The following is a 24,095-nucleotide window of genomic DNA, read 5'->3' as shown; positions in this document are numbered from 1 at the left end:
GCCGATGGTACTGCAGAGGGGACTCTGTGGGAGAGTAGGACGCCGCCGAACAATTTTTGAGCTCCGGTCTCCGGAAACCAGTCAGTGGTTTCCGGGGGCCGGAGCATTTTTGCGTTCAGCCACAGGTGGCACAGGTGGCACAGGTGGTATTGGAGCTGTTTACGAAGCTCTTTGCCGGTGAGCCAGGCTGAGTGGGGGAGGTATGCAGAGCAGGCTGGTGGCCCGCAAGGCAGTCTCCCGTAGGTGTTGCTGGAGGGCCAGGCTTCACCGGCATATGGCGCTGTAGGCATCGCTGGCGGAGGCGTGGAGCCAGTGGAGCCAGGTGTCCTCGACGTGGGCTCAGAGCCGCGTAGGGGCCCGTCGCGGCGAGGCGGCTCGGGCGGTGGTGCGGAGAGCCTGCTGGTAGAGAACTGGCCGTGCTGTGGGGAGGGAAAGGAGCGGATGCACTTCCGCCCCGCCTCCCAGGTGGGAGACGGGGCGGAAGAGGGGCAGTGCGCGGTGTGGGGAGGTGCCTGGGCGCCTCCCCACAGCCGTCGTGCCGTCAGCGCATCAGTTGTCCGTCGGAGGGGCGGTGGGGACGTTATTGGGCGGTGTGGCCTGGCCAGGGACATTCCCCGTCGGGGTGTCGTAGTCGGTGAGGCCGGCGGCGTGGGCGAGTTCGAGGTCGAGGGATTCGCGGCGGATGCGCTGGTCCATGTAGAGGAGAGCCGTCACGCCCGCGCTGAGCGGGAAGGTGAGGGCGGAGCTGATGACCGCGCCGATGCCCAGGACGGTCAGGATCGTCCCGCCGGTGGCGTTGGCGGTGCCGTTCATCCAGCTCAGGAGGGAGTCGCCGTCGATGATGAAGGCGATCAGCGTGACGGGGATCTGGACGATGAACGTGATGACGCCGACGAGCAGGTACATGAGCAGCTGGATGCCCAGGACGCGCCACCAGGAGCCGCGTACGAGCTTCGCGGAGCGGCGCATCGAGGCGATGACGCCCTGCTTCTCCAGCATCAGGGCGGGCGAGGCGAGGCTGAACCGTACCCACAGCCAGATGGCCACGGCGCCGCCGACCAGCAGGCCCAGCGAGCCTAGGGCGAACCCGGCAGGCGCGGAGCCGACCGCGATGACGATGCCGCCGGGGATGGTGGCCACGGTGATCACGGCGGTGAGCAGCAGCACCAGCAGGAAGAGGAGGCCGCAGAGCCGGGGTAGCTGAGGCCGGGCGTCCCGCCACGCCTCACCGGCGGTGACCGGGCGGCCGAGGACGGCGCGGCTGACGATCATGGTCAGCAGGCCGGTGGCGAGGATCGTGGCGAGCAGCCCGATCAGTGAGGTGATGCCGCTGCTGAGGACCGTCCTGCCCAGGTCGCGGAACGCCTTGGTGACCGCCTCGGTGGACTCACCCCGCAGTACGGGGGCCCGGCCGCTGTCCGGGAACCACAGTTCCGTCACGGCGGTGATGGCGGCCTGTGCCACGACGGCGATGACGAGCGAGATGCCGAGGACGGTGCGCCAGTGGACGCGGAGCATCGAGAGCGCGCCGTCCAGGATCTCCCCGACGCCCAGCGGCCGTAGCGGGACGACGCCGGGCTTCGGGGCGGGTGGCACCGGAGCCCGGCCGCCGCTCCAGGGCGGGCCGCCGGGCACCTGGCCGCCCGCCCCGGCACCGGAGGTGGCACGGCCCCGGGGACCGGGGACACCCGCACGGGTGGACCACGTACCGGCGGGTGGCTGCTGCGCCGACCACTGCGGTGGTGCCGACGGCTCCTCGCCGTCCGGCGCGGGCGTCGGGTCGGGGTCCCGGTCGCCGCGGTCCGGCTCGTCGGAGGGGGCGGATCCGGGCGAAGCCCGGCCCGGAGAGTTGTTCATCGTGGCTCCTTCATGCTTCCCGGCCGCCGCCGTGGCGGTCGGGGGACCGGCGTCCGCGGTGGCAGTCATCGTGTCATGGCGGCTGGGGCCCGGTGCCTGTGGCCTGGAGGGGAGGGGAGGTTCTGTTCGGGCGGCGTCGGGCGGCAGACTGGGCGGATGGCCGAACGTCACGAGGTACCCGAGACCGGCGCCGCGGCGCCGGTCGTCCCGTCGCTGAGGTGGGCGGACCCGCCCGAAGGACCCGCGGTGGTGCTGCTCGACCAGACCCGGCTGCCCGCCGAGGAGACCGAGCTGCTCTGCGCGGACGTGCCGCAGCTGGTGGCGGCGATACGGACGCTGGCGGTGCGTGGGGCCCCGCTGCTGGGCATCGCGGGCGCGTACGGCGTCGCGCTGGCCGCGGCGCGCGGTGACGATGTCGCGGTGGCGGCCGACGCGCTGGCGCATGCCAGGCCGACGGCAGTCAACCTCGGATACGGGGTGCGGCGGGCGGCCGGTGCCCACCGTGCCGCGGCGGAGGCCGGTGCGGACCCGGAGGCCGCCGCGTCGGCGGCGCTGGCCGAGGCGCGCGCGGTGCACGCCGAGGACGCCGACGCCAGCGCGCGGATGGCGCGGCACGGTCTGGCGCTCCTCGGTGAGCTGCGGCCGGAGGGCGGACACCGGATCCTCACCCACTGCAATACGGGCGCCCTGGTGTCCGGCGGCGAGGGGACGGCCCTGGCAGTGGCGCTCGCCGCGCACCGGGCGGGCGCGCTGCGCAGGCTGTGGGTGGACGAGACCCGGCCGCTGCTGCAGGGCGCGCGGCTGACCGCGTACGAGGCGGCGCGGGCCGGTATGCCGTACACCGTGCTGGCGGACGGCGCGGCGGGTTCACTGTTCGCGGCGGAGGAGGTGGACGCCGTGCTGATCGGCGCGGACCGGATCGCGGCGGACGGCTCCGTGGCCAACAAGGTGGGCAGCTATCCGCTGGCGGTGCTGGCCCGGCACCACCGGGTGCCGTTCGTGGTGGTGGCGCCGCTGAGCACCGTCGATCCGGCGACCGCCGGGGGCGCGGACATCGTCGTGGAGCAGCGTCCGGGGCGGGAGGTGACGGAGTTCCCGGGGGCCCTTCCGGTGGCTCCGACGGGTGCCCCGGCGTACAACCCGGCGTTCGATGTGACGCCCGCGGAGCTGGTGACGGCGATCGTGACGGAGGCGGGGGTGGTCTCCCCGGTGACCCGGGACGGTCTCGCGAAGCTGTGTTCCACGTCACGTTGGAGTACGTCACGATCAGGTAATGGGATGATGGCCGAATGAAGGGACGCGTCCTTGTCGTCGACGACGACACCGCACTGGCAGAGATGCTTGGCATCGTGCTGCGCGGCGAAGGCTTTGAACCGTCGTTCGTGGCGGACGGCGACAAGGCGCTTGCCGCCTTCCGCGAGTCCAAGCCCGATCTTGTACTGCTCGACCTGATGCTTCCCGGACGGGACGGAATCGAGGTGTGCCGGCTGATCCGGGCCGAGTCCGGGGTGCCGATTGTGATGCTGACGGCCAAGAGCGACACCGTGGATGTGGTGGTCGGCCTCGAATCGGGGGCGGACGACTACATCGTCAAACCGTTCAAGCCCAAGGAGCTGGTGGCCCGGATACGGGCCCGGCTGCGGCGGTCGGAGGAGCCGGCGCCCGAGCAGCTGGCCATCGGTGACCTGGTCATCGACGTCGCCGGGCACTCGGTGAAGCGGGACGGGCAGCCGATCGCGCTGACGCCGTTGGAGTTCGACCTGCTGGTGGCGCTGGCCCGTAAGCCGTGGCAGGTGTTCACCCGCGAGGTGCTGCTGGAGCAGGTGTGGGGCTACCGCCACGCCGCCGACACCCGGCTCGTCAACGTCCATGTGCAGCGGCTCCGCTCCAAGGTCGAGAAGGACCCCGAGCGGCCCGAGATCGTAGTGACCGTGCGCGGCGTCGGCTACAAGGCCGGGCCCAGCTGATATGAGCCGGACCGGTTCGGCCCCGGAGAGCAAGCGGGGGCGTTCCACCGACTCGACGCGCGGAACGTCCCTCTCGGCGAGGGTGTTCGCGTGGCTGCTGCGTGGCGGGCAGCTGCTGCCCGACGGCGCGGTCAGCGGCCCGGTGCATCCGTTGCTGCGGCTGTTCAGCCGTTGGGTGCGGCGGCCGCTGCTGCCCGCGCTGCGCCTGTGGCGGCGCAACATCCAGCTCCGGGTCGTCGCGTCGACGCTGCTGATGTCGCTGGTCGTGGTGTTGCTGCTCGGCGTGGTCGTAGTCGGGCAGGTCCGTAACGGGCTGCTCACCGGGAAGGCGCAGGCCGCGCAGAGTCAGGCGGCGGGCGGTTTCGGCGTGGCGCAGAAGCTCGCCGACGGCGCCGGTGCGGGCACCGGTGCGACCGTGGGCGATGACGCCGCGCGCTCCGGGAGCCGCGGCACCCAGGACTCCGCGACCTGGCTGACCGGCCTGGTCGAGCAGCTGGCCAGCGGTGGCCAGGGGGTCTTCTCCGTCGTGGCGCTCAGCTCGGACTCCGACGAGCCGTTCGGCGACGCCAGCCGCGGCACCCGGGGGCCACGCGCCTCCGGGGACGTCGATCCGGAGGCGAGTGTTCCGCCGGAGCTGCGGCGGAAGCTGGACACCAGGGCGGGCACATTCCGCCAGTACACGCAGATCAAGCGGATCGGGTCGGACGAGAGCGTCCCGGCGCTGATCATCGGCAAGCGTCTCAACGACGTGAACGGCAACCAGTTCCAGCTGTACTACCTCTTCCCGTTCACGCAGGAGGCCGAGACGCTGAAGCTGGTGACGGGCACGCTGGCGACGGCCGGGGTGTTCGTGGTGATCCTGCTCGGCGCCATCGCCTGGCTCGTCGTCCGGCAGGTCGTCACGCCGGTGCGGATGGCCGCGGGGATCTCCGAGCGGCTGGCCGCCGGGCTGCTCCAGGAGCGGATGAAGGTCACCGGCGAGGACGACATCGCACGTCTGGGTGAATCGTTCAACAAGATGGCGCAGAACCTCCAGCTCAAGATCCAGCAGCTGGAGGAGCTGTCCCGGATGCAGCGCCGCTTCGTCTCGGACGTCTCGCACGAGCTGCGGACGCCGCTGACGACGGTCCGGATGGCGGCGGACGTCATCCACGAGGCGCGCGAGGACTTCGATCCGGCGACCAAGCGCTCCGCGGAGCTGCTGCGCGGGCAGCTGGACCGCTTCGAGTCGCTGCTGGCCGAGCTGCTGGAGATCAGCCGGTTCGACGCCGGGGCGGCGGCGCTGGAGGCCGGGCCGGTTGATCTGCGGGACGTGGTGCAGCGCGTCATCGAGGGCGCCGAGCCGCTCGCCGAGCGGACCGGGACCCGCATCCTGGTGCGCGGCGCCGAGCAGCCGGTGATCGCCGAGGCGGACTCCCGGCGGGTCGAGCGGGTGCTGCGGAATCTCGTCGTGAACGCCGTCGAGCACGGTGAGGGCCGCGATGTGGTGGTGCGGCTGGCGTCGGCCGGTGACCCCAGTGGTGGTGCGGTGGCGGTGGCGGTGCGCGACTACGGCGTGGGGCTGAAGGCGGGCGAGGCGGCCCGGGTGTTCAACCGTTTCTGGCGCGCGGACCCGGCGCGGGCGCGGACGACGGGCGGTACGGGCCTGGGCCTGTCGATCGCCGTCGAGGACGCGCGGCTGCACGGCGGCTGGCTCCAGGCGTGGGGCGAGCCCGGTGGCGGTTCGCAGTTCCGGCTGACCCTGCCGCGTACGGCGGGCGAGGCGCTGCGGGGCTCGCCGATCCCGCTGGAGCCGGAGGACTCCCGGCGCAACCGCGCGGCGGCGGCCGCGAGCCGGCGGCGGCCCGGCGGCGCCCGTACCCCGGCCGCCCTCGCCGCCCCGGCCCGGGCGGCGCTGCCCGCCGGTCCGTCCGGGAACGGCGCGGCGCCGGAGGGCGTACGGGACGGCAAGGCGGCGCGCGGGACGCATACGCGCGCCGGTGACGGCGACCCGGCCGACGGCGTACGGGGCGGGGACCGGGAGGGTGAGCTGCGTGGGCGCTGAGCAGGGACGACAGCGGGAGGCGGCGGTCTCCCGGGCGGGCCGGGGCGAGGTCGCCACGGGGCCGGAGGGTGCGGCCGAGGTGCCGCGCCCCCGGGGCGCCCGGCGGCGTCGGCAGGTCCGAGGCATCGCGCTGCTGGGGTGCGCGGCGCTGGTGCTGGCCGGGTGTGCCTCGATGCCGGAGAGCGGGGACGTCAAGGCGGTCGATCAGCCGCCGCGTGCCGATGGCGATTCGCAGGTGCGGGTGTACGGCGTGCCGCCGCAGGCCGGTGCGCAGCCGACCAACATCGTCCGCAGCTTCCTCGACGCGACCACCAGCGACGAGGCGGACTTCCGAACGGCCACGCAGTATCTGGCCCAGTCGGCGCGGCGGACCTGGCGGCCGTTCCTGGTGACGAATGTGCTCCAGGAGCGCCCCAAGCCGGAGAACGGGCCGCAGGCCCGGGGGGACCGCGACGGATACACCGTCACGCTGTCGGGCAGTCAGGTCGCCACGGTGGACGCGGGCCACGCGTACACGCCGGAGGAGAAGCCGTACCACCGCACGATCCACCTCATCAAGGAGAAGGGGCAGTGGCGGATCGACCGGCTGCCCAACGGGCTGGTGCTGGGGCAGTCCGATTTCCAGCGCATCTATCAGTCGGTCAACAAGTACTACTTCGCGTCCTACAAGACGGAGTCGCAGGAGCCCAAGGCGCGCCGTGACGTGCTGGTCGCCGACCCCGTCTATCTGCGGCGGCGGATAGATCCGATCACGGCGAGCGTGAAGGCGCTGCTGGACGGGCCCACCAACTGGCTGAACCAGGTCACCGTCTCGGAGTTCCCCTCCCGCACCCGGCTGGCCAGCCGCAGCCTGTCGCTCAACGACTCCAACGCGCTTCAGGTGAAGCTCAGCAGGGAGGCGGTGAGCACGGACACCGGGCAGTGCCGGCGGATGGCGGCTCAGTTGTTCTTCACCGTCCAGGACATGACCCGGGCGTCGAAGATCAGCGAGGTGGAGCTGCAGGACGACAACGGCAACTCGTTGTGCGTCCTGAGCCAGAGCCGGGCGGAACGGGACTTCGCGCCGCAGCAGAGTGCCGGCGGACCGGCCGACGAGTACTACCTCGACGCCGAGCACCGGCTCGTCGCGCTGTCGGACGCGGCGACCGAGGCGTCGCCGGTGCGCGGCCCGTTCGGGACAGGCAAGACGCCGCTCCGTTCGGTCGCCGTCGCCCGGGACGAGCGCACCGCCGCTGGGGTGTCGACCGACGGCAGGTCGCTGTACGTCGCCGCGCTGGAGGACGGCGTGGAACGGGGCGGGCCGATGCTGACCAGCGCGGTCAAGGACGGTCTGACGGCGCCCAGTTGGGACGGTCTGGGCGATCTGTGGATCGCCGAACGCACCGCCCACGGTTCGCGGCTGCTGCGGATGCGCGAGGGCAAGGGCGATCCGGAGCAGGTGGCGGTGCCCGGTCTCGGTACGCGGCGGATCAAGGCGATCCGGATGGCCGCCGACGGCATCCGGATAGCGATCCTCGTGGAGGACGGCGGGCGTACGACGTTGCAGCTCGGCCGGGTCGAGCGGGGCGGTTCGTCGGCGCACCCGCTGCTGTCGGTCGAGGAACTGCGGCCGATCGCGCCCCAGCTGGAGGACGTGGTCGCGGCGTCCTGGGCGGGCGGCAGCCGACTGGTGGTCGTGGGCCGGGAGTCGGGCGGCGTGCAGCAGATGCAGTTCATGGAGACCGACGGCTCCGCATCGAACGTGCCGAGCCTGCCCGGCGTCACGGGCGTCAAGGCGGTGGCCGCGTCCGAGGACGAGACCCGCCCGCTGATCGCCGATGCCGTCGACGGCATCGTCCGGTTGCCGCCGGACGCCAATTGGAAGACCGTAGCGAAGGACGGTACGGCGCCGGTCTACCCGGGGTGAGTGCGCGGCTACGCGGCCGGGGACAGGTGCGCCGGAAGGGTTTTCCACAGGGCTGGTGACGGGCAGCCCCGCGCGTGACAGTGGAGTCATGCGGGAGATGTGGCAGGAGCTGGCCGGGCTGGTGCTGCCGGTGGACTGCGCCGGATGCGGGCGGCCGCGTACGGAGCTGTGCGGGCCGTGCCGCCGGGGGCTGGCGCGCGGCGCGGCCCGGGTGCGTCCGGACCCGTCGCCGGTGGGGCTGCCGGAGGTGTGGGCGGGGGCGGTCTACGCAGATGAGGTGCGGGCGGCGCTGCTCGCGCACAAGGAGCGGGGCGCGCTGCGGCTGGCCGGACCGCTGGGGGCGACGCTGGCGGCCGCGGTACGGGGGCTGTGCGGGCCGCAGGGCGGCGCGGGTCCGCGGGCGGGGCCGGTGGTGCTGGTCCCGGTGCCGTCGGCGCGGCGGGCGGTGGCCGGGCGCGGGCACGACCCGGTGCGGCGGCTGGCGTACGCCGCCGCCCGTGAGCTGCGGCGTACGGGCCGGGCGGCGCGGGTGGGGGCCGGGCTGCGGCAGTGCAGACGGGTGGCGGACCAGGCGGGGCTGGGCGCCCGGGAGCGGCTCTCCAACATCGCCGGAGCCCTGGAGGTCCGGGGCGGGGCCGCCGGGCCGGTGGTGGCGGCGCCAGTGGTGCTGGTGGACGACCTGGTGACCACGGGGGCGACGCTGGCCGAGGCCGGGCGGGCGGTCACGGCAGCGGGCGGCCGGGTGCTGGGGGCGGCGGTGGTGGCCGCTCCGGGGGCGGCGTTCGCCGCGTACCGGAACTGAGGCCGGGAAACGGACGTTCCAGGTAGGGAGGCGAAATCCACTCGAACGCAGCTGGTGGCCGTGAGGGGGTGCCGACACCCGCCGGAGCGAGCTATGTTCGGTTGTGAGGACTTGGCAGACGCTTTGCCTCGAATGTCGTGCTGGGTGCGTATGAGGCTGTTTGCCGCGACCCTGAAATCAGGAGAGTGGAGAGCCCGTCCCCGGGGGAGGAGGAGGTGAAAGTCGCCAAGTCCGAGGCTTCGGCACTCACCGGAGCCTGGTGCAAGAAGGAATCGTTCCGCTCGTCGGGCGGGGCGATCCGGGAACGGAGTTCTGCGTGGACATCGTCGTCAAGGGCCGCAAGACCGAGGTGCCCGAGCGGTTCCGCAAGCACGTGGCCGAGAAGCTGAAGCTGGATAAGGTCCAGAAGCTCGACGGCAAGGTGATCAGCCTGGACGTCGAAGTGTCCAAGGAGCCGAACCCGCGGCAGGCCGACCGTTCCGACCGGGTGGAGATCACCCTTCGCTCCCGCGGCCCGGTGGTCCGGGCCGAGGCGGCGGCAGGTGATCCGTACGCCGCGCTGGATCTGGCCACCGCGAAGCTGGAGGCACGGCTGCGCAAGCAGCACGACAAGCGCTTCTCCCGTCGAGGCAGCGGCCGCATCCCGGCCAGCGGCGTCGCGGTGAGCGTGCCCGACGCCGCGAACCTGAAGCCCAACGGGGAGCTCGCCACGGACGCGGCGTCCGAAGAGAGGGTGCCCACCAAGAGGGTGGCGTCCCTGGAGGTCCAGGGGGACGGCCCGCTGGTCGTCCGCGAGAAGACCCACTCCGCGGCGCCCATGGCACTCGACCAGGCGCTCTACGAGATGGAGTTGGTCGGTCACGACTTCTATCTCTTCGTCGACGCCGAAACCAAGCAGCCCAGTGTCGTCTACCGGCGGCACGGCTACGACTACGGCGTCATCCACCTGAACCCCGATTCGTTCGGGGAGGAAGGGGCCGGGGGCGCGGGGGGCGCACTCGGCGGCTGACCTCATCCCATGGTGCCCCCGGCGTGCGCCCGGGGGCACCATCGTGCCTGCAAGGGGGAGGAGTTGAGGCCGTATAGAGTTGTGCCGGGCCATGGCGCGGGGGCACCTGGGGTGCCGGGGGAGCGGCCGTATGGCGTTGACCGGGCTGGCCGCGGGGGCTGTTGTCAACCAGCCTTGTATCCAAACTCTGGCCATCGGGCCGGGCAGTTGACGGGGAGGGACGATGGGGGACAGCTTCGGACCCGTGCGCGGCGACGCGGACGGCGGCGGTAACGGCGCCGGTGACGCGTGCGGGAGGGGAGCGGATCCATCACGCGCGGAGCCGATCCGGGTTCTGGTGGTGGATGATCACGCCCTCTTCCGGCGAGGGCTGGAGATCGTGCTGGCCCAGGAGGAGGACATCCAGGTCATCGGCGAGGCCGGGGACGGCGCCGAGGCGGTGGAGAAGGCCGCCGATCTGCTGCCCGACATCGTGCTGATGGACGTACGGATGCCCCGGCGCGGCGGCATCGAGGCGTGCACCGCCATCAAGGAGGTGGCCCCCAGCGCGAAGATCATCATGCTGACGATCAGCGATGAGGAGGCCGATCTCTACGAGGCGATCAAGGCCGGGGCCACCGGCTATCTGCTCAAGGAGATCTCCACGGACGAGGTGGCGACCGCCATCCGGGCCGTCGCGGACGGGCAGTCGCAGATCAGTCCCTCGATGGCGGCCAAGCTGCTCACCGAGTTCAAGTCGATGATCCAGCGCACGGACGAACGGCGGCTGGTGCCCGCACCCCGCCTCACCGACCGGGAGCTGGAGGTCCTCAAGCTCGTCGCCACCGGCAGGAACAACCGCGACATCGCCAAGGAACTCTTCATCTCCGAGAACACCGTGAAGAACCACGTCCGCAACATCCTGGAGAAGCTGCAGCTGCACTCCCGGATGGAGGCGGTGGTCTACGCGATGCGGGAGAAGATCCTCGAAATCCGGTGAAGGGGGGCCGGGTGGGGCGATGGGCCCGCCCCGGCTCCGGGGCCGACGCCCCTTCTCACGCGGCTACGGCGCACTTGTCACGCGACTCCGGCGCACTTGCCCCGCCCTCATCAGCCGCCGAGACGTATCAGCTCCTGGTGCAGCGCCGTGGCCAGCGCCGTGTCGTCGCAGCGTTCCACCCGTACGGTGTCGCACCCCACCCAGCTCGCCGCCTCGAACAGCGCCCGGGCCATCGGGCGGACCGCCTTGGGGCCGTCCATCGACACCTGGCGGGCGACGAGCGTGGTGCCCTCGCGGGCCGGATCGACCCGGCCGACCAGACGGCCGCCGGAGAGCAGCGGCATCGCGAAGTAGCCGTGTATGCGCCGGGGGCGGGGGACGTACGCCTCCAGGCGGTGGGTGAAGCCGAAGATCCGCTCGGTGCGGGGGCGGTCCCAGATGAGGGAGTCGAACGGGGAGAGCAGCGTCGTACGGTGGCGGCCGCGGGGCGGCGCCGCAAGCGCCGCGGGGTCGGCCCAGGCAGGCTTGGACCAGCCCTCGACCTCGACCGGCACCAGGCCGGAGTCGGCCAGCACGGCGTCGACCTGCGCGGTCTTGAGGCGGTGGTAGTCCGCGAGATCGGCGCGGGTGGCGACGCCCATCGCGGCGCCCGCCTGCGCCACCAGCCGACGGACGCACTCGGCGTCCTCCGGCTCGTCCGCCAGCAGCGTGGCGGGTATGGCGCGCTCGGCGAGGTCGTACACCCGCTTCCAGCCGCTGCGCCGGGTGCAGACCACCTCCCCATACATCAGGGCGCGCTCCGCCGCGATCTTCGACGCGCTCCAGTCCCACCACTCGCCGCCGTTCTTCGCGCCGCCCAGCTGGCTCGCGGTGAGCGGGCCCCGCTCCCGCAGCTGCGTGAGGACCGCGTCGTAGGCGGCGGGAGACAGGTCGTGGTGCCAGTGCGGGCGGGCGCGGTAGGCGCGGCGGCGGAAGGCGAAGAGCGGCCACTCCTCGACGGGGAGGATGCAGGCGGCGTGCGACCAGTACTCGAAGCTGCGGTCACCGCTCCAATAGGCGGCCTCGATCTCCGTACGGTCGAGGGCGCCGAGCCGGCTGTACGGGATGAGCTCGTGCGAGCGGGCGAGGACCGAGATCGTGTCGAGCTGCACCGAGCCGAGGCGGCGCAGCAGCCCGCGCACCCCGGTGCGGCGGCCGTCCGCCCCCAGCAGGCCCTGGGCGCGCAGGGCCAGCCGCCTCGCCTCGTCACGGGAGAGGGCGGTCACGGAACGCGGTTGCGGTGTCACGGCGGTCATGCCGCAAAGAGTAGGGGCGACCACTGACAACGCCCGGGCCGTCGCCGGTCCGCACAGCGGGCCGACGGCGGAGCCGAGCCCTCCGGCTCCGAGGCGCCGCCCGGTCCCGGCCGTCGCCGCCCCGCACAGCGGGCCGACGGCGGAGGGCCCTTGTCCACGCAGCCCGGGCCGCGTGGACAAGGGCCCTCCCGTTCCGCCGCCGCCCGCTCATCCCCCGTACGGAAGGTACGGCGTCCGCGCCGCGGGCTCCCGGGACGGGGCGTCGGGAGCCGGCAGGTCGGAGGGGAGGAGCGAGCCGAGCCAGACGTCCCGGCGGGTGCCGCCGCGTACCAGCTCGCCGCGGAGTGTGCCCTCCCGGTGGAAGCCGGTGCGGCGGGCGACCGCCCAGGAGCCGTGGTTACCGGCCTCGGCGCGCCACTCCAGCCGCTCCACGCCGAGATCGCGGAAGGCCCAGCGCACCACTGCGGCGGCGGCCTCGGCGGTGTAGCCCTTGCCGCGCTGCTCCCGGGTGGTCCAGTACCCCAGCTCGGCCTGGTGCTCCGGGGTGTGCAGACGGTCCAGGCGGACCAGACCCACCGCGCCGACCAGGGCGTCCGTGTCCCGGGTGAGCACGGCGAACGAGAGATCGGTGTCCTGGCGCCAGCCCTGCGGGGAGAACGCGTCCGTGAAGTGCTCGGCGTCCCGGAGGGTGTACGGGGACGGGACGCTGGTCCAGCGCGGGATGTCCGGGTCCTGGCAGGCGGCGTGCACCGCGGGGGCGTCCGACCGCCGGAACGGGCGCAGCAGCAGGCGCTCCGTGGTGAGGGTGACGGGTTTCATGGAGGGATTCTGCGGCCACTGGGGTGCGGGCGCGAAGGGATTTCACCGCCCGGCCCGGCACCTTCTCGCGGCCTCACGCGTTCCTGGGAAGAGGGGCCCGGCGGGGTTGGCTGCGGCGGACCTCCCGACCGGACGGCGTCCTCCTTTACGATGGCCGTTGCGGCGGGGCCTGCCCCTTGGAAGAATGCCGCGCCCGCGCACTCGACCGTGCAGGCCCGACCGGCAAGGAGACCAGCCCAAGTGTCCGTCTTCAACAAGCTCATGCGTGCAGGCGAAGGAAAGATCCTGCGCAAACTGCACCGCATCGCGGGGCAGGTCAACTCCATCGAAGAGGACTTCGCGGCCCTCTCCGACGCCGAGCTGCGGGCGCTGACCGACGAGTACAAGGAGCGCTACAAGGACGGCGAGAGCCTGGACGACCTGCTGCCCGAGGCGTTCGCCACGGTCCGCGAGGCCGCCAAGCGGGTGCTCGGCCAGCGCCACTACGACGTCCAGCTGATGGGTGGCGCGGCCCTTCACCTGGGATACGTCGCCGAGATGAAGACCGGTGAGGGCAAGACCCTCGTCGGCACCCTCCCGGCGTATCTGAACGCCCTCTCCGGCGACGGCGTCCACCTCATCACGGTCAACGACTACCTGGCCGAGCGCGACTCCGAAATGATGGGCCGGGTCCACAATTTCCTGGGCCTGAAGGTCGGTTGCATCCTCGCCGACATGACCCCGGCGCAGCGCCGCGAGCAGTACGGCTGCGACATCACGTACGGCACCAACAACGAGTTCGGCTTCGACTACCTCCGCGACAACATGGCCTGGTCGCAGGACGAACTCGTCCAGCGGGGCCACAACTTCGCGATCGTCGACGAGGTCGACTCCATCCTCGTCGACGAGGCCCGTACGCCGCTGATCATCTCCGGTCCGGCCGACTCCGCCACCAAGTGGTACGGAGACTTCGCCAAGTTGGTGAGCCGCCTGAAGAAGGGCGAGGCGGCCAACCCGCAGCGCGGTATCGAGGAGACCGGCGACTACGACATCGACGAGAAGAAGCGCACCGTCGGTATCCACGAGTCCGGCGTCAGCAAGGTCGAGGACTGGCTGGGCATCGACAACCTCTACGAGTCGGTGAACACCCCGCTGGTCGGCTACCTCAACAACGCCATCAAGGCCAAGGAGCTGTTCAAGAACGACAAGGACTACGTCGTCATCGACGGCGAGGTCATGATCGTCGACGAGCACACCGGCCGTATCCTCGCGGGCCGCCGCTACAACGAGGGCATGCACCAGGCCATCGAGGCGAAGGAAGGGGTGGAGATCAAGGACGAGAACCAGACGCTCGCCACGATCACCCTCCAGAACTTCTTCCGCCTTTACGGCAAGCTCTCCGGCATGACCGGTACGGCGATGACCGAGGCCGCCGAGTTCCACCAGATCTACAAGCTCGGCGTCGTCCCGATCCCGACCAACCGCCCCATGCAGCGGATGGACCAGGCCGACCTGATCTACCGTACGGAGCCCGCGAAGTTCGACGCGGTGGTCGACGACATCGCCGAGAAGCACGCGAAGGGCCAGCCGATCCTGGTCGGCACGACGTCCGTCGAGAAGTCCGAGTACCTCTCGCAGCAGCTCAAGCAGCGCGGCGTCGTCCACGAGGTGCTGAACGCCAAGCACCACGAGCGGGAGGCGTCGATCGTCGCCCAGGCCGGCCGCAAGGGCGCTGTGACGGTCGCCACGAACATGGCCGGTCGTGGCACCGACATCAAGCTCGGCGGCAACCCGGACGACCTCGCCGAGGCCGAGCTGCGGCAGCGCGGGCTGGACCCGGTCGAGCACGTCGAGGAGTGGGCGGCCGCCCTGCCGGACGCGTTGGAGCGCGCCGAGGCGGCCGTGAAGGCGGAGTTCGAGGAGGTCAAGGAGCTGGGCGGGCTCTACGTCCTGGGCACCGAGCGGCACGAGTCGCGCCGGATCGACAATCAGCTGCGCGGCCGCTCCGGCCGTCAGGGCGACCCGGGCGAGTCGCGGTTCTACCTCTCCCTGGGCGACGACCTGATGCGGCTGTTCAAGGCCCAGATGGTCGAGCGCGTCATGGCCATGGCCAACGTCCCCGACGACGTCCCGATCGAGAACAAGATGGTCACCCGGGCCATCGCCTCCGCCCAGTCGCAGGTCGAGCAGCAGAACTTCGAGACGCGGAAGAACGTCCTGAAGTACGACGAGGTGCTCAACCGCCAGCGTGAGGTCATCTACGGCGAGCGCCGCCGCGTCCTGGAGGGCGAGGACCTCCAGGACCAGGTCAAGCACTTCATGGACGACACCATCGACGCCTACATCCAGGCGGAGACGGTCGAGGGCTTCGCGGAGGAGTGGGACCTGGACCGCCTGTGGGGTGCGTTCAAGCAGCTCTACCCGGTGAAGGTCACCGTCGAGGAGCTGGAGGACGAGGTCGGCGACCGCGCCGGGATCACCTCCGACTTCATCGCCGAGGCTGTCAAGGACGACATCGCCCAGCAGTACGCCGCCCGCGAGGAGCAGCTGGGCTCCGACATCATGCGGGAGCTGGAGCGCCGCGTGGTGCTGTCCGTCCTGGACCGCAAGTGGCGTGAGCACCTCTACGAGATGGACTACCTCCAGGAGGGCATCGGCCTGCGGGCGATGGCCCAGAAGGACCCGCTGATCGAGTACCAGCGCGAGGGCTTCGACATGTTCACCGCCATGATGGAGGGCATCAAGGAGGAGTCCGTCGGCTACCTGTTCAACCTGGAGGTCCAGGTGGAGCAGCAGGTCGAGGAGGTCCCGGTGGAGGAGGGCGCCGAGGCGCCGTCCCTGGAGAAGGAGGCCCCGGAGGCGGTTCCCGCAGGTGCGGGCCGTCCCGAGATCCATGCCAAGGGCCTGGAGGCGCCGCAGCGGCCGGACCGGCTGCACTTCTCGGCGCCGACGGTCGACGGTGAGGGCGGCGTGATCGAGGGCGACTTCGCCAGCGACGATGACGCCCCGGCCCGTTCGGAGTCGGACGGCCTGACCCGCGCGGAGCGCCGCAAGGCCCAGAAGGGCGGCCGGCGCCGCAAGAAGTGAAGTGAGCCGTGCGGGCGGGGCTCCGGGGATTTTCCTCGGGGCCCCGCCCGCATTCGTGCTCATCGGCCGCCTCCTGGATCAACCCGGCCCGGCCCCCGGCCCGTCGGGGCCGGGCCGATGTCCAAGGCGGCGCAGCGCCAGCGGGCGTCGGCGCCCAGCTCCAGCCGGAAGGCGAGGGCGCGCAGCCGCTCGCCGTCGGCGATCCGGGCGAACGCCTCGATGACGCCGTCGCACGGCCTGCTCAGCCCGCATTCCCGGATGGTCGGCACGTCGTGCGGCCGCGTCCCGGGGCCGGGCCGTCCCCGTAGCGGTGCGAGCGGCGCCAGTTCGATCAGCCGGTCGTACGCGGAGGGCAGCGCATGTCCGAGGAGGGCGTGTACGGGGAGCTCGCCGGCGAGCGTGAGCAGCAGCTGCCGGGCGAACCACTGATGGGGCCGGCGCTCCTGAGCGCGCCGCTGCGCGCCGGGCGACGGCAGCGCGGTGCCCCCGGCCGACCGCCTGCTGACCGCGGCCGCAGCGCTCACGGGGCGTCCCGGGAGGGTGCGCCCTGCGGCCGGGCCCGAGCCCGCGCGGCCGGACGGTCCCGAGCCCGGTCGGCCGGTGGGTGCCGAGCCCGCGCGGCCGGTCGGCCGGGATCCCGCGTGGCCCCTGGGACCGGTGCCCGGGCGGGATCCTCCGGCGCGGGCCGTCGGCCTGCGGCCCGCGGGGGAGCGAGGCGGGGCGCCGCCCGGGGTGGCGGCGACGGCCGGGGCCGGGGCGCCGGGCGGTGCGGGCGGTGCCGGGGTGCGGGTGTCCGCGTCGGTGCGCGGTGCCGGGGTCGCGGGAGCGTCCGCCGCACGGCGGGGGCGGGGGACGGTCGGTAAGCCGTCGGCGCGGGAGCCGGGCGGGGAGAGGCGCGGGGTGCGCTGTGGCGGTGGGGTGGTGTCGGTCGGGATGGTCGTGGTGCCGGTCATGCGGTCGCCCCCGTTCTGCCGGGCCCGGTCACTTACCGGGCAGTAGCTTCGGTGGGGCTCTTCTACCGACGGACCAGGGCACGGGCAACGCGCCGGTCGCCGCGGCGGGCCCGCCGGAAAGTTCACCGTTCCGGGTGGCGGAGGCGTGAACAAGCCTCGGGAAGCGGGTCCCGGCGGGCCGGAACGGCGTCGTCCGGGCCGTGGGGGCGCCCCTCGAAAGGGGACGCGCGCCCGTATGCTGGCTGGCGCCCTCCCGGGCGCCGGGTACCTCTCCGGGCTCGATGAAACAGCGTGAACTGAGTGAAAGCGGCCGTCATGCGCGTCTACGTTCCCCTGACCCTTCCCGGGCTCGCCGAAGCACACGGCAAGGGGGAGCTGGGCCCCGGCACGCTGGACGCGTACGCCGTCACCCCGGCGTTGCGGGAGTGGGTCTCCGACGACATCGAGGAGCTGGAGTACACGGCGCTGGGCCACGCCGCCCAGGCGTCGCTGCGCCTGCTCGCCGCCCGGCCGGGCGGCGCCCGGCGGCGGGTCGTGGTCGCGGTGGACGTACCGGATGCCGCGGTGGCGGCCGCGCCCGGCGGCGAGCAGGATTCCGCCGCGCTCGGCGCGGTGCGGGTGACCGGCCCGGTCCCGATGAAGAAGGCGGCCGCGGTCCATGTGGACGGGGTCGACGCGGAGGAGGCCGTCGCGGCCGCCGCGGACGCGCTCGCCGCCGCCGACGGGGGCGACGAGGCCGCGCTGCGGAGGGTCGACGGCGCGGAGGACCACGACCTGATGTGGTTCGGCGTACAGGAGATCCCGGGCCTGCTCGGCTGAGAGGACGGCCCACGTCATCGTGCCCGCCCGGTGCCGGGGGCGTTCGGGGGCCGCGCCCCGGGCGTGAGGCGTCGCGCCCGGCGTGTGCCTCCGGAGCCCGGGTCCGGCGCGGGGGTGTTGTCAGTGGGGCCGGGTACGGTTTTTCGTGTGCCCGGCGCAGGGCGGTGAGCGAAGAGGGGGCAGGCATGGGCGAGCACGCGACACACCTCGTGTGGGACTGGAACGGCACGCTGTTCCACGACATCGACGCCGTGATCGGGGCGACCAACGCGGCGTTCGCCGAGATCGGCCTGGAGCCGATCACCCTGGAGCGCTACCGCGAGCTGTACCGCGTGCCGGTGCCGCTGTTCTACGAGCACCTGATGGGGCGGATGCCGACGGACGCCGAGTGGCTGGTGATGGACGCGGCGTTCCACCGCCACTACAGCGACCGGCGGGGGCACTGCGGGCTGACCGACGGGGCGGACACGCTGCTGGCGGGGTGGCGCGCGGCCGGGGGCAGCCAGTCGATCCTGAGCATGTTCGGCCACGACGAGCTGATACCCCTGGTGCGGGGCTTCGGCATCGAGCCGCACTTCCTGCGGGTGGACGGCCGCAAGGGGCCCTCCGGCGGCGGCAAGAGCGAGGACATGGTGCGCCACCTCGCGGCGCTGGGGTCCGTGGACCCGGGCCGTACGGTCGTGATCGGGGACGCGGTGGACGACGCGGTGGCGGCCCGCCACGCGGGGGCGCGGGCCGTGCTCTACACGGGCGGTTCGCACAGCCGCGACCGGCTCCGCGCGGCGGGTGTCCCGATCGTCGACACCCTCGCCGAGGCGGTCGAGGTGGCCGGAAACCTGGCGGCCTGAGCCGAGGGCGGTGACGAGTGACGGGCGCCCGGCGAGGGCGAGGCCCGGCCCTCCGGCACCCACGCCCTCAGGCCCCCTGGGGCCGCCCGGGCGCGTCCCGCCGGGGACGCCCGGCCGCGTCCCGCCAGGGCCGCACCTGCCTTGCGGCGCCGCGAGCGGACCGCCTCCCGGACACCTGCCTGGCACAAAGCCGCCAGCAGCGCGCGTTGTCCAGAAGGTCTAAGTTCGGGGGCGAGATTTGGACGTATGAGGCCGATGACGGCACCGGAGCGAAGAGCGATAGCCTTGCAGCGTGATCAGCGCGATAACCCGCGGGGGCATCGAGGTCCCCGCCGTGCGCCCGGTACACGAATGTGACCGGGCGGTCGCTGGTCTCTGCGGCCACGAGCGCGTGACGACTCAATCAAAAGTCTTCGATTGCGCCCCGGCCCGCGCTCAGCGCGGCATAGCGTCGGCAGCGACAGGACACCCCGCGTCACCGCGGCGTTGTGCAGCATCCACGGAGTTCTTCCACGACGTCACGCAACGGCGCGCGACAGGAGCCAGAGGACATGCAGAACAAGCTGGATGAAGCCAAGACCGAGCTGCTCGAACGGGCGGCCCGGGTCGTTGAAAGCAGCCCGGCCGGGAGCAAGAAGCCGGTCAGAGGTCTCGACCAGGAGACCCTCACGGGTTATCTCCAGCGCTACTACCTGCACACCGCGGCCGAGGACCTCGCGGACCGTGACCCGGTGGACGTGTTCGGCGCCGCGATCTCGCACTTCCGCCTCGCCGAGAACCGCCCGCAGGGCACCGCCAACGTCCGCGTGCACACCCCGACCGTCGAGGAGAACGGCTGGACCTGCAGCCACTCCGTCGTCGAGGTCGTCACCGACGACATGCCCTTCCTCGTCGACTCGGTCACCAATGAGCTGTCCCGCCAGGGCCGCGGCATCCACCTGGTGATCCACCCGCAGGTCACCGTCCGCCGCGACGTCACCGGCAAGCTCCTGGAGGTCCTGGACTCCGGCGAGGCGAACGGCGTCGCCAAGCCCGCCGAGGCCGCCGCCAAGCCCGCGGCCAAGGGCAAGGGCCGGACCACCAAGGCCAAGGCCGCTGCGAAGGCCGACGCCAAGGCCGAGCTGCCGCACGACGCGGTCACCGAGTCGTGGATCCACGTCGAGATGGACCGCGAGACCGACCGCGAGGACCTCAAGCAGATCACCGCGGACCTGCTCCGGGTGCTCTCCGACGTCCGCGAGGCCGTCGAGGACTGGGAGAAGATGCGCGGCGCCGCGCTGCGGATGGCCGACGAGCTGCCGTCCGAGCCGACCGCCGACGACCTGCGCGACCAGGAGATCGAGGAGGCCCGCGAGCTGCTGCGCTGGCTCGCCGCCGACCACTTCACCTTCCTCGGCTACCGCGAGTACGAGCTGATCACCGCGCCCGGTGAGGGCGGCGCCGAGGAGGACGTGCTCTCCGCCGTCCCCGGCACCGGCCTCGGCATCCTGCGCGCCGACCCGGTGCACGCCGAGGACGACGGTCACCCCGTCTCGCCGTCGTTCAACCGGCTGCCCGCCGACGCCCGCGCCAAGGCCCGTGAGCACAAGCTGCTCATCCTCACCAAGGCCAACAGCCGCTCCACCGTCCACCGCCCGTCCTACCTCGACTACGTCGGCGTCAAGCGGTTCGACAAGGACGGCAACGTCATCGGCGAGCGCCGCTTCCTCGGCCTGTTCTCGTCGGCGGCGTACACCGAGTCGGTGCGCCGGGTGCCGGTGATCCGCCGCAAGGTCGCCGAGGTGCTGGAGGCCGCCGGGTTCTCGCCGAACAGCCACGACGGCCGTGACCTGCTGCAGATCCTGGAGACGTACCCGCGCGACGAGCTGTTCCAGACGCCCGTCGACCAGCTGCGCTCCATCGCCACCAGCGTCCTCTACCTCCAGGAGCGCCGCCGCCTGCGGCTCTACCTCCGTCAGGACGAGTACGGCCGCTACTACTCCGCGCTGGTCTACCTCCCGCGCGACCGCTACACCACCGGCGTCCGGCTGCGGCTGATCGACATCCTCAAGGAGGAGCTGGGCGGCACCAGCGTCGACTTCACCGCCTGGAACACCGAGTCGATCCTCTCCCGGCTGCACTTCGTCGTCCGCGTCGAGCCCGGTGCGACGCTGCCGGACCTGACCGACGCCGATGTGGACCGCATCGAGGCGCGCCTGGTGGAGGCCGCCCGCTCGTGGGCCGACGGCTTCGCCGAGGCGCTGACCGCCGAGGTCGGCGAGGAGCGCGCCGCCGAGCTGCTGCGCCGCTACGGCCACGCCTTCCCCGAGGGCTACAAGGCCGACAACTCCCCGCGCAGCGCCGTCGCCGACATCCAGCACCTGGAGAAGCTCTCCGCCGACGCCGGCAAGGACTTCGCGGTCAGCCTCTACCAGCCGGTCGGCGCCGCGCCCAACGAGCGCCGCTTCAAGATCTACCGCACCGGCGAACCGGTCTCGCTCTCCAAGGTGCTGCCGGGCCTGAACCGCCTGGGCGTCGAGGTCGTCGACGAGCGCCCGTACGAGCTGCCCTGCTCCGACTCCACGCTGGCCTGGGTCTACGACTTCGGCCTGCGGATGCCGGAGAAGGTCAACGGCGACGGTGCCCGCGAGCGGTTCCAGGACGCCTTCACCGCCGTGTGGACCGGCGCCGCCGAGAGCGACGGCTTCAACGAGCTGGTGCTCCGCGCCGGTCTCGACTGGCGTCAGGCGATGGTGCTGCGGGCCTACGCGAAGTACCTGCGGCAGGCCGGTTCGACCTTCAGCCAGACGTACATGGAGGACACGCTCGCCAACAACGTCCACACCACCCGGCTGCTGGTCTCGCTCTTCGAGGCGCGGCTGTCGCCGGAGCGGCAGAGCGCCGGTACGGAGCTGACCGACGGGCTGCTGGAGGAGCTGGACGGCGCGCTCGACCAGGTCGCCTCGCTGGACGAGGACCGCATCCTGCGCTCGTTCCTCACCGTCATCAAGGCGACGCTGCGCACCAACCACTACCAGCGTGACGACGAGGGCCGCCCGCACGCGTACCTGTCGATGAAGCTGGACCCGCAGGCCATCCCGGACCTCCCGGCGCCCCGCCCGGCGTTCGAGATCTGGGTGTACTCGCCGAAGGTCGAGGGCGTGCACCTGCGCTTCGGCAAGGTGGCGCGCGGCGGTCTGCGCTGGTCGGACCGGCGGGAGGACTTCCGTACGGAGATCCTCGGCCTGGTCAAGGCGCAGATGGTCAAGAACACCGTCATCGTGCCGGTCGGTTCCAAGGGCGGGTTCGTCGGCAAGCAGCTGCCGGACCCGGCGCAGGGCCGTGACGCGTGGCTGGCCGAGGGCGTCGCCAGCTACCGCACCTTCATCTCGGGTCTGCTCGACATCACCGACAACCTCGTCGGCGGCGAGGTCGTGCACCCGCAGAACGTCGTCCGCCACGACGGCGACGACACCTACCTCGTCGTCGCCGCCGACAAGGGCACCGCGACCTTCTCCGACATCGCCAACGAGGTCGCCGAGTCGTACGGCTACTGGCTGGGCGACGCCTTCGCCTCCGGCGGCAGCGCGGGCTACGACCACAAGGGCATGGGCATCACCGCCCGCGGCGCCTGGGAGTCGGTCAAGCGCCACTTCCGGGAGCTGGGCCACGACACCCAGACCCAGGACTTCACCGCCGTCGGCGTCGGCGACATGTCCGGTGACGTGTTCGGCAACGGCATGCTGCTCAGCGAGCACATCCGCCTGGTCGCCGCCTTCGACCACCGGCACATCTTCATCGACCCGAAGCCGGACGCGGCCACCTCGTACGCCGAGCGCCGCCGTCTGTTCGAGCTGCCGCGGTCCTCGTGGGCGGACTACAAGACCGAGCTGCTGTCGCAGGGCGGCGGCATCCACCCGCGGACGGCGAAGTCCATCCCGATCAACGCGCAGATCCGCGCGGCGCTCGGACTGGAAGCCGGTGTCAAGAAGATGACGCCCGCCGACCTGATGAAGGCCATCCTCAAGGCGCCGGTGGACCTGGTCTGGAACGGCGGCATCGGCACGTACGTCAAGTCGTCGGCCGAGTCGCACGCCGACGTCGGCGACAAGTCGAACGACGCGATCCGCGTCAACGGCGAGGACCTGCGGGCCAAGGTCGTCGGCGAGGGCGGCAACCTCGGTCTGACGCAGCTCGGCCGGATCGAGTTCGCCACCAAGGGCGGGAAGATCAACACCGACGCGATCGACAACAGCGCCGGTGTGGACACCTCCGACCACGAGGTGAACATCAAGATCCTGCTCAACGCCGTCGTCGCCAACGGCGACATGACGGTCAAGCAGCGCAACAAGCTGCTCGCCGCGATGACCGACGAGGTCGGCGCGCTGGTGCTGCGCAACAACTACGCGCAGAACACCGCGCTGGCGCTGGCCCAGGCGCAGTCCGGCAGCATGATCCACGCCCAGCAGCGCTTCCTGCGCCGCCTGGTGCGCGACGGTTACCTCGACCGGGCGCTGGAGTTCCTGCCCACCGACCGGCAGATCCGCGAGCGGCTGAGCACGGGCCGGGGCCTGACCCAGCCAGAGACCGCGGTTCTGCTCGCGTACACCAAGATCACGGTGGCCGACGCGCTGATCCGGACCGGGCTGCCGGACGACCCGTACCTCCAGCACCTGCTCAACGCGTACTTCCCGTCCGCCCTGCACGAGAAGTTCGCCGAGCAGATCGAGGGCCACGCGCTGCGCCGCGAGATCGTCACCACGGTGATGGTCAACGACACCGTCAACACCGGCGGTACGAGCTTCCTGCACCGGATGCGGGAGGAGACCGGCGCCTCGCTGGAAGAGGTGGTGCGGGCTCACACCGCCGCCCGGGCGATCTTCCGGCTCAACCAGGTGTGGGACGACGTCGAGGCGCTGGACAACCGCGTCCCGGCCGCCGTCCAGACCCGGATCCGGCTGCACAGCCGGCGGCTCGTCGAGCGCGGCACCCGCTGGCTGCTCAACAACCGCCCGCAGCCACTGGAGCTCTCCGAGACCATCGGTTTCTTCCGCGATCGGGTCGCCGAGGTCTGGGAGCAGCTGCCGAAGCTGCTCCAGGGCGGCGCCCGTGAGTGGTACGAGGCGAACCTCGCGGAGCTGACGGAGGCGGGCGTCCCGGAGGCGCTGGCCGTCCAGGTGTCCGGCTTCTCGTCGGTCTTCCCGGCGCTGGACATCGTGGCCGTCGCCGACCGCACCGGCAAGGAGCCGCTGGCCGTCGCCGACGTCTACTACGACCTGGGTGACCGGCTGCGGATCAACCAGCTCCTGGACCGCATCCTGGATCTGCCACGCGATGACCGCTGGCAGTCGATGGCGCGTGCGTCGATCCGTGAGGACCTGTTCGCCGCGCACGCCGCGCTCACCTCGGACGTGCTGGGGGAGGGCGACACCTCCGCCACGCCGGAGCAGCGGTTCTCGGCGTGGGAGGCGAACAACGCCGCGATCCTGGGCCGCGCCCGCGCGACCCTGGAGGAGATCCACGGTTCGGAGGGCTTCGACCTGGCGAACCTCTCGGTCGCGATGCGGACGATGCGCACCCTGATGCGGACGCACAGCTGACACCCGGCTGACGCGGCGGGGCCCCGCCCCGCGCGCACGGCGACGGCGCGGGGGCCGGGGGGGTCAGCCGGCCCCGGGCGCGCGCCCGAGATTCGCGTACACGCTCACGCTGAGCCGCTATGGGTTGCACGCACTAAGTGTATCTGGGGGCG

At 72.2% G+C, this 24,095-nt stretch carries 15 protein-coding genes; 11 read left to right on the top strand and 4 right to left on the bottom strand.

Annotated elements, in window-relative coordinates:
• Positions 1–549 precede the first annotated feature (549 nt).
• Positions 550–1,857 (bottom strand): hypothetical protein, encoded by a 1,308-nt coding sequence (locus tag ACFWWQ_RS22835; protein ID WP_384599021.1) that lies wholly within the window; start codon positions 1,855–1,857, stop codon positions 550–552.
• A 156-nt stretch (positions 1,858–2,013) separates the two neighbouring features.
• Between ACFWWQ_RS22835 and mtnA the strand changes: the two genes are divergently transcribed.
• The 7 genes from mtnA (at position 2,014) to ACFWWQ_RS22800 (ending at position 10,564) form a co-directional block, all read left to right on the top strand.
• Positions 2,014–3,150: an S-methyl-5-thioribose-1-phosphate isomerase gene (gene mtnA, locus ACFWWQ_RS22830; RefSeq protein WP_384599018.1), complete on the top strand. Its 1,137-nt coding sequence runs from the start codon at positions 2,014–2,016 to the stop codon at positions 3,148–3,150.
• On the top strand, positions 3,147–3,824 hold the full coding sequence (mtrA, locus tag ACFWWQ_RS22825) for a two-component system response regulator MtrA (RefSeq protein WP_027734171.1): 678 nt from the start codon (positions 3,147–3,149) through the stop codon (positions 3,822–3,824). The genes mtnA and mtrA overlap by 4 nt, the downstream gene beginning before the upstream one ends.
• Before the next feature lies 1 nt (position 3,825).
• Positions 3,826–5,868, top strand: coding sequence for an MtrAB system histidine kinase MtrB (gene mtrB, locus ACFWWQ_RS22820; RefSeq protein WP_384599012.1), 2,043 nt, complete (start codon positions 3,826–3,828; stop codon positions 5,866–5,868).
• Positions 5,869–5,947: 79 nt separating this feature from the next.
• Positions 5,948–7,774 (top strand): LpqB family beta-propeller domain-containing protein, encoded by a 1,827-nt coding sequence (locus tag ACFWWQ_RS22815; RefSeq protein WP_384599036.1) that lies wholly within the window; start codon positions 5,948–5,950, stop codon positions 7,772–7,774.
• A gap of 88 nt (positions 7,775–7,862) precedes the next feature.
• Positions 7,863–8,576, top strand: coding sequence for a ComF family protein (locus tag ACFWWQ_RS22810; protein ID WP_384599009.1), 714 nt, complete (start codon positions 7,863–7,865; stop codon positions 8,574–8,576).
• A 316-nt stretch (positions 8,577–8,892) separates the two neighbouring features.
• Complete coding sequence (gene hpf / locus ACFWWQ_RS22805) at positions 8,893–9,585, top strand: ribosome hibernation-promoting factor, HPF/YfiA family (RefSeq protein ID WP_384599006.1); 693 nt, start codon at positions 8,893–8,895, stop codon at positions 9,583–9,585.
• Between the two features lie 223 nt (positions 9,586–9,808).
• Positions 9,809–10,564, top strand: a complete 756-nt coding sequence (locus tag ACFWWQ_RS22800) for a response regulator (RefSeq protein ID WP_384599003.1) — start codon at positions 9,809–9,811, stop codon at positions 10,562–10,564.
• Positions 10,565–10,674: 110 nt separating this feature from the next.
• On the opposite strand, the gene ACFWWQ_RS22795 is transcribed toward ACFWWQ_RS22800, so the two are convergent.
• Together ACFWWQ_RS22795 and ACFWWQ_RS22790 are read right to left on the bottom strand one after the other, a co-directional pair.
• Positions 10,675–11,859: a winged helix-turn-helix domain-containing protein gene (locus ACFWWQ_RS22795; protein ID WP_384599000.1), complete on the bottom strand. Its 1,185-nt coding sequence runs from the start codon at positions 11,857–11,859 to the stop codon at positions 10,675–10,677.
• A gap of 207 nt (positions 11,860–12,066) precedes the next feature.
• Complete coding sequence (locus tag ACFWWQ_RS22790) at positions 12,067–12,678, bottom strand: GNAT family N-acetyltransferase (RefSeq protein WP_384598997.1); 612 nt, start codon at positions 12,676–12,678, stop codon at positions 12,067–12,069.
• Between the two features lie 240 nt (positions 12,679–12,918).
• Between ACFWWQ_RS22790 and secA the strand changes: the two genes are divergently transcribed.
• A complete protein-coding gene (gene secA, locus ACFWWQ_RS22785) occupies positions 12,919–15,744 on the top strand; it encodes a preprotein translocase subunit SecA (protein ID WP_384598994.1) in 2,826 nt (941 codons plus the stop codon).
• Positions 15,745–15,803: 59 nt separating this feature from the next.
• Here the strand turns inward: secA and ACFWWQ_RS22780 are convergent, their stop codons facing one another.
• Complete coding sequence (locus ACFWWQ_RS22780; RefSeq protein WP_384598991.1) at positions 15,804–16,268, bottom strand: Rv3235 family protein; 465 nt, start codon at positions 16,266–16,268, stop codon at positions 15,804–15,806.
• A 744-nt stretch (positions 16,269–17,012) separates the two neighbouring features.
• Between ACFWWQ_RS22780 and ACFWWQ_RS22775 the strand changes: the two genes are divergently transcribed.
• The 3 genes from ACFWWQ_RS22775 to ACFWWQ_RS22765 all read left to right on the top strand — a co-directional run bounded on the left by ACFWWQ_RS22775 (position 17,013) and on the right by ACFWWQ_RS22765 (position 23,943).
• Positions 17,013–17,516, top strand: coding sequence for a DUF6912 family protein (locus ACFWWQ_RS22775; protein WP_384599033.1), 504 nt, complete (start codon positions 17,013–17,015; stop codon positions 17,514–17,516).
• A gap of 185 nt (positions 17,517–17,701) precedes the next feature.
• Positions 17,702–18,364 carry an HAD family hydrolase gene (locus ACFWWQ_RS22770; RefSeq protein WP_384598989.1) on the top strand — a complete coding sequence of 221 codons (663 nt, stop codon included), beginning with the start codon at positions 17,702–17,704 and terminating at the stop codon, positions 18,362–18,364.
• Between the two features lie 551 nt (positions 18,365–18,915).
• The gene (locus tag ACFWWQ_RS22765; RefSeq protein ID WP_384598986.1) at positions 18,916–23,943 is read left to right on the top strand and encodes an NAD-glutamate dehydrogenase; all 5,028 of its coding nucleotides are present in this window, start codon (positions 18,916–18,918) and stop codon (positions 23,941–23,943) included.
• Positions 23,944–24,095: the final 152 nt, after the last annotated feature.

The sequence above is a fragment of the Streptomyces sp. NPDC059080 genome (assembly GCF_042739975.1).
Taxonomy (GTDB): Bacteria; Actinomycetota; Actinomycetes; order Streptomycetales; family Streptomycetaceae; genus Streptomyces; species Streptomyces benahoarensis.
The sequence above is the reverse complement of the archived record's forward strand: the minus strand, read 5'-3'. Positions and strand labels throughout refer to the sequence as shown.

Excerpts from the sequence above, each read along its gene's own strand:
- ACFWWQ_RS22835 (WP_384599021.1), bottom strand. The coding sequence starts at position 1,857 with ATGAACAACTCTCCGGGCCGGGCTTCGCCCGGATCCGCCCCCTCCGAC.
- mtnA (WP_384599018.1), top strand. The coding sequence starts at position 2,014 with ATGGCCGAACGTCACGAGGTACCCGAGACCGGCGCCGCGGCGCCGGTC.
- mtrA (WP_027734171.1), top strand. The coding sequence starts at position 3,147 with ATGAAGGGACGCGTCCTTGTCGTCGACGACGACACCGCACTGGCAGAG.
- mtrB (WP_384599012.1), top strand. The coding sequence starts at position 3,826 with ATGAGCCGGACCGGTTCGGCCCCGGAGAGCAAGCGGGGGCGTTCCACC.
- ACFWWQ_RS22810 (WP_384599009.1), top strand. The coding sequence starts at position 7,863 with ATGCGGGAGATGTGGCAGGAGCTGGCCGGGCTGGTGCTGCCGGTGGAC.
- ACFWWQ_RS22800 (WP_384599003.1), top strand. The coding sequence starts at position 9,809 with ATGGGGGACAGCTTCGGACCCGTGCGCGGCGACGCGGACGGCGGCGGT.
- ACFWWQ_RS22795 (WP_384599000.1), bottom strand. The coding sequence starts at position 11,859 with ATGACCGCCGTGACACCGCAACCGCGTTCCGTGACCGCCCTCTCCCGT.
- ACFWWQ_RS22790 (WP_384598997.1), bottom strand. The coding sequence starts at position 12,678 with ATGAAACCCGTCACCCTCACCACGGAGCGCCTGCTGCTGCGCCCGTTC.
- ACFWWQ_RS22775 (WP_384599033.1), top strand. The coding sequence starts at position 17,013 with ATGCGCGTCTACGTTCCCCTGACCCTTCCCGGGCTCGCCGAAGCACAC.
- ACFWWQ_RS22770 (WP_384598989.1), top strand. The coding sequence starts at position 17,702 with ATGGGCGAGCACGCGACACACCTCGTGTGGGACTGGAACGGCACGCTG.
- ACFWWQ_RS22765 (WP_384598986.1), top strand. The coding sequence starts at position 18,916 with ATGCAGAACAAGCTGGATGAAGCCAAGACCGAGCTGCTCGAACGGGCG.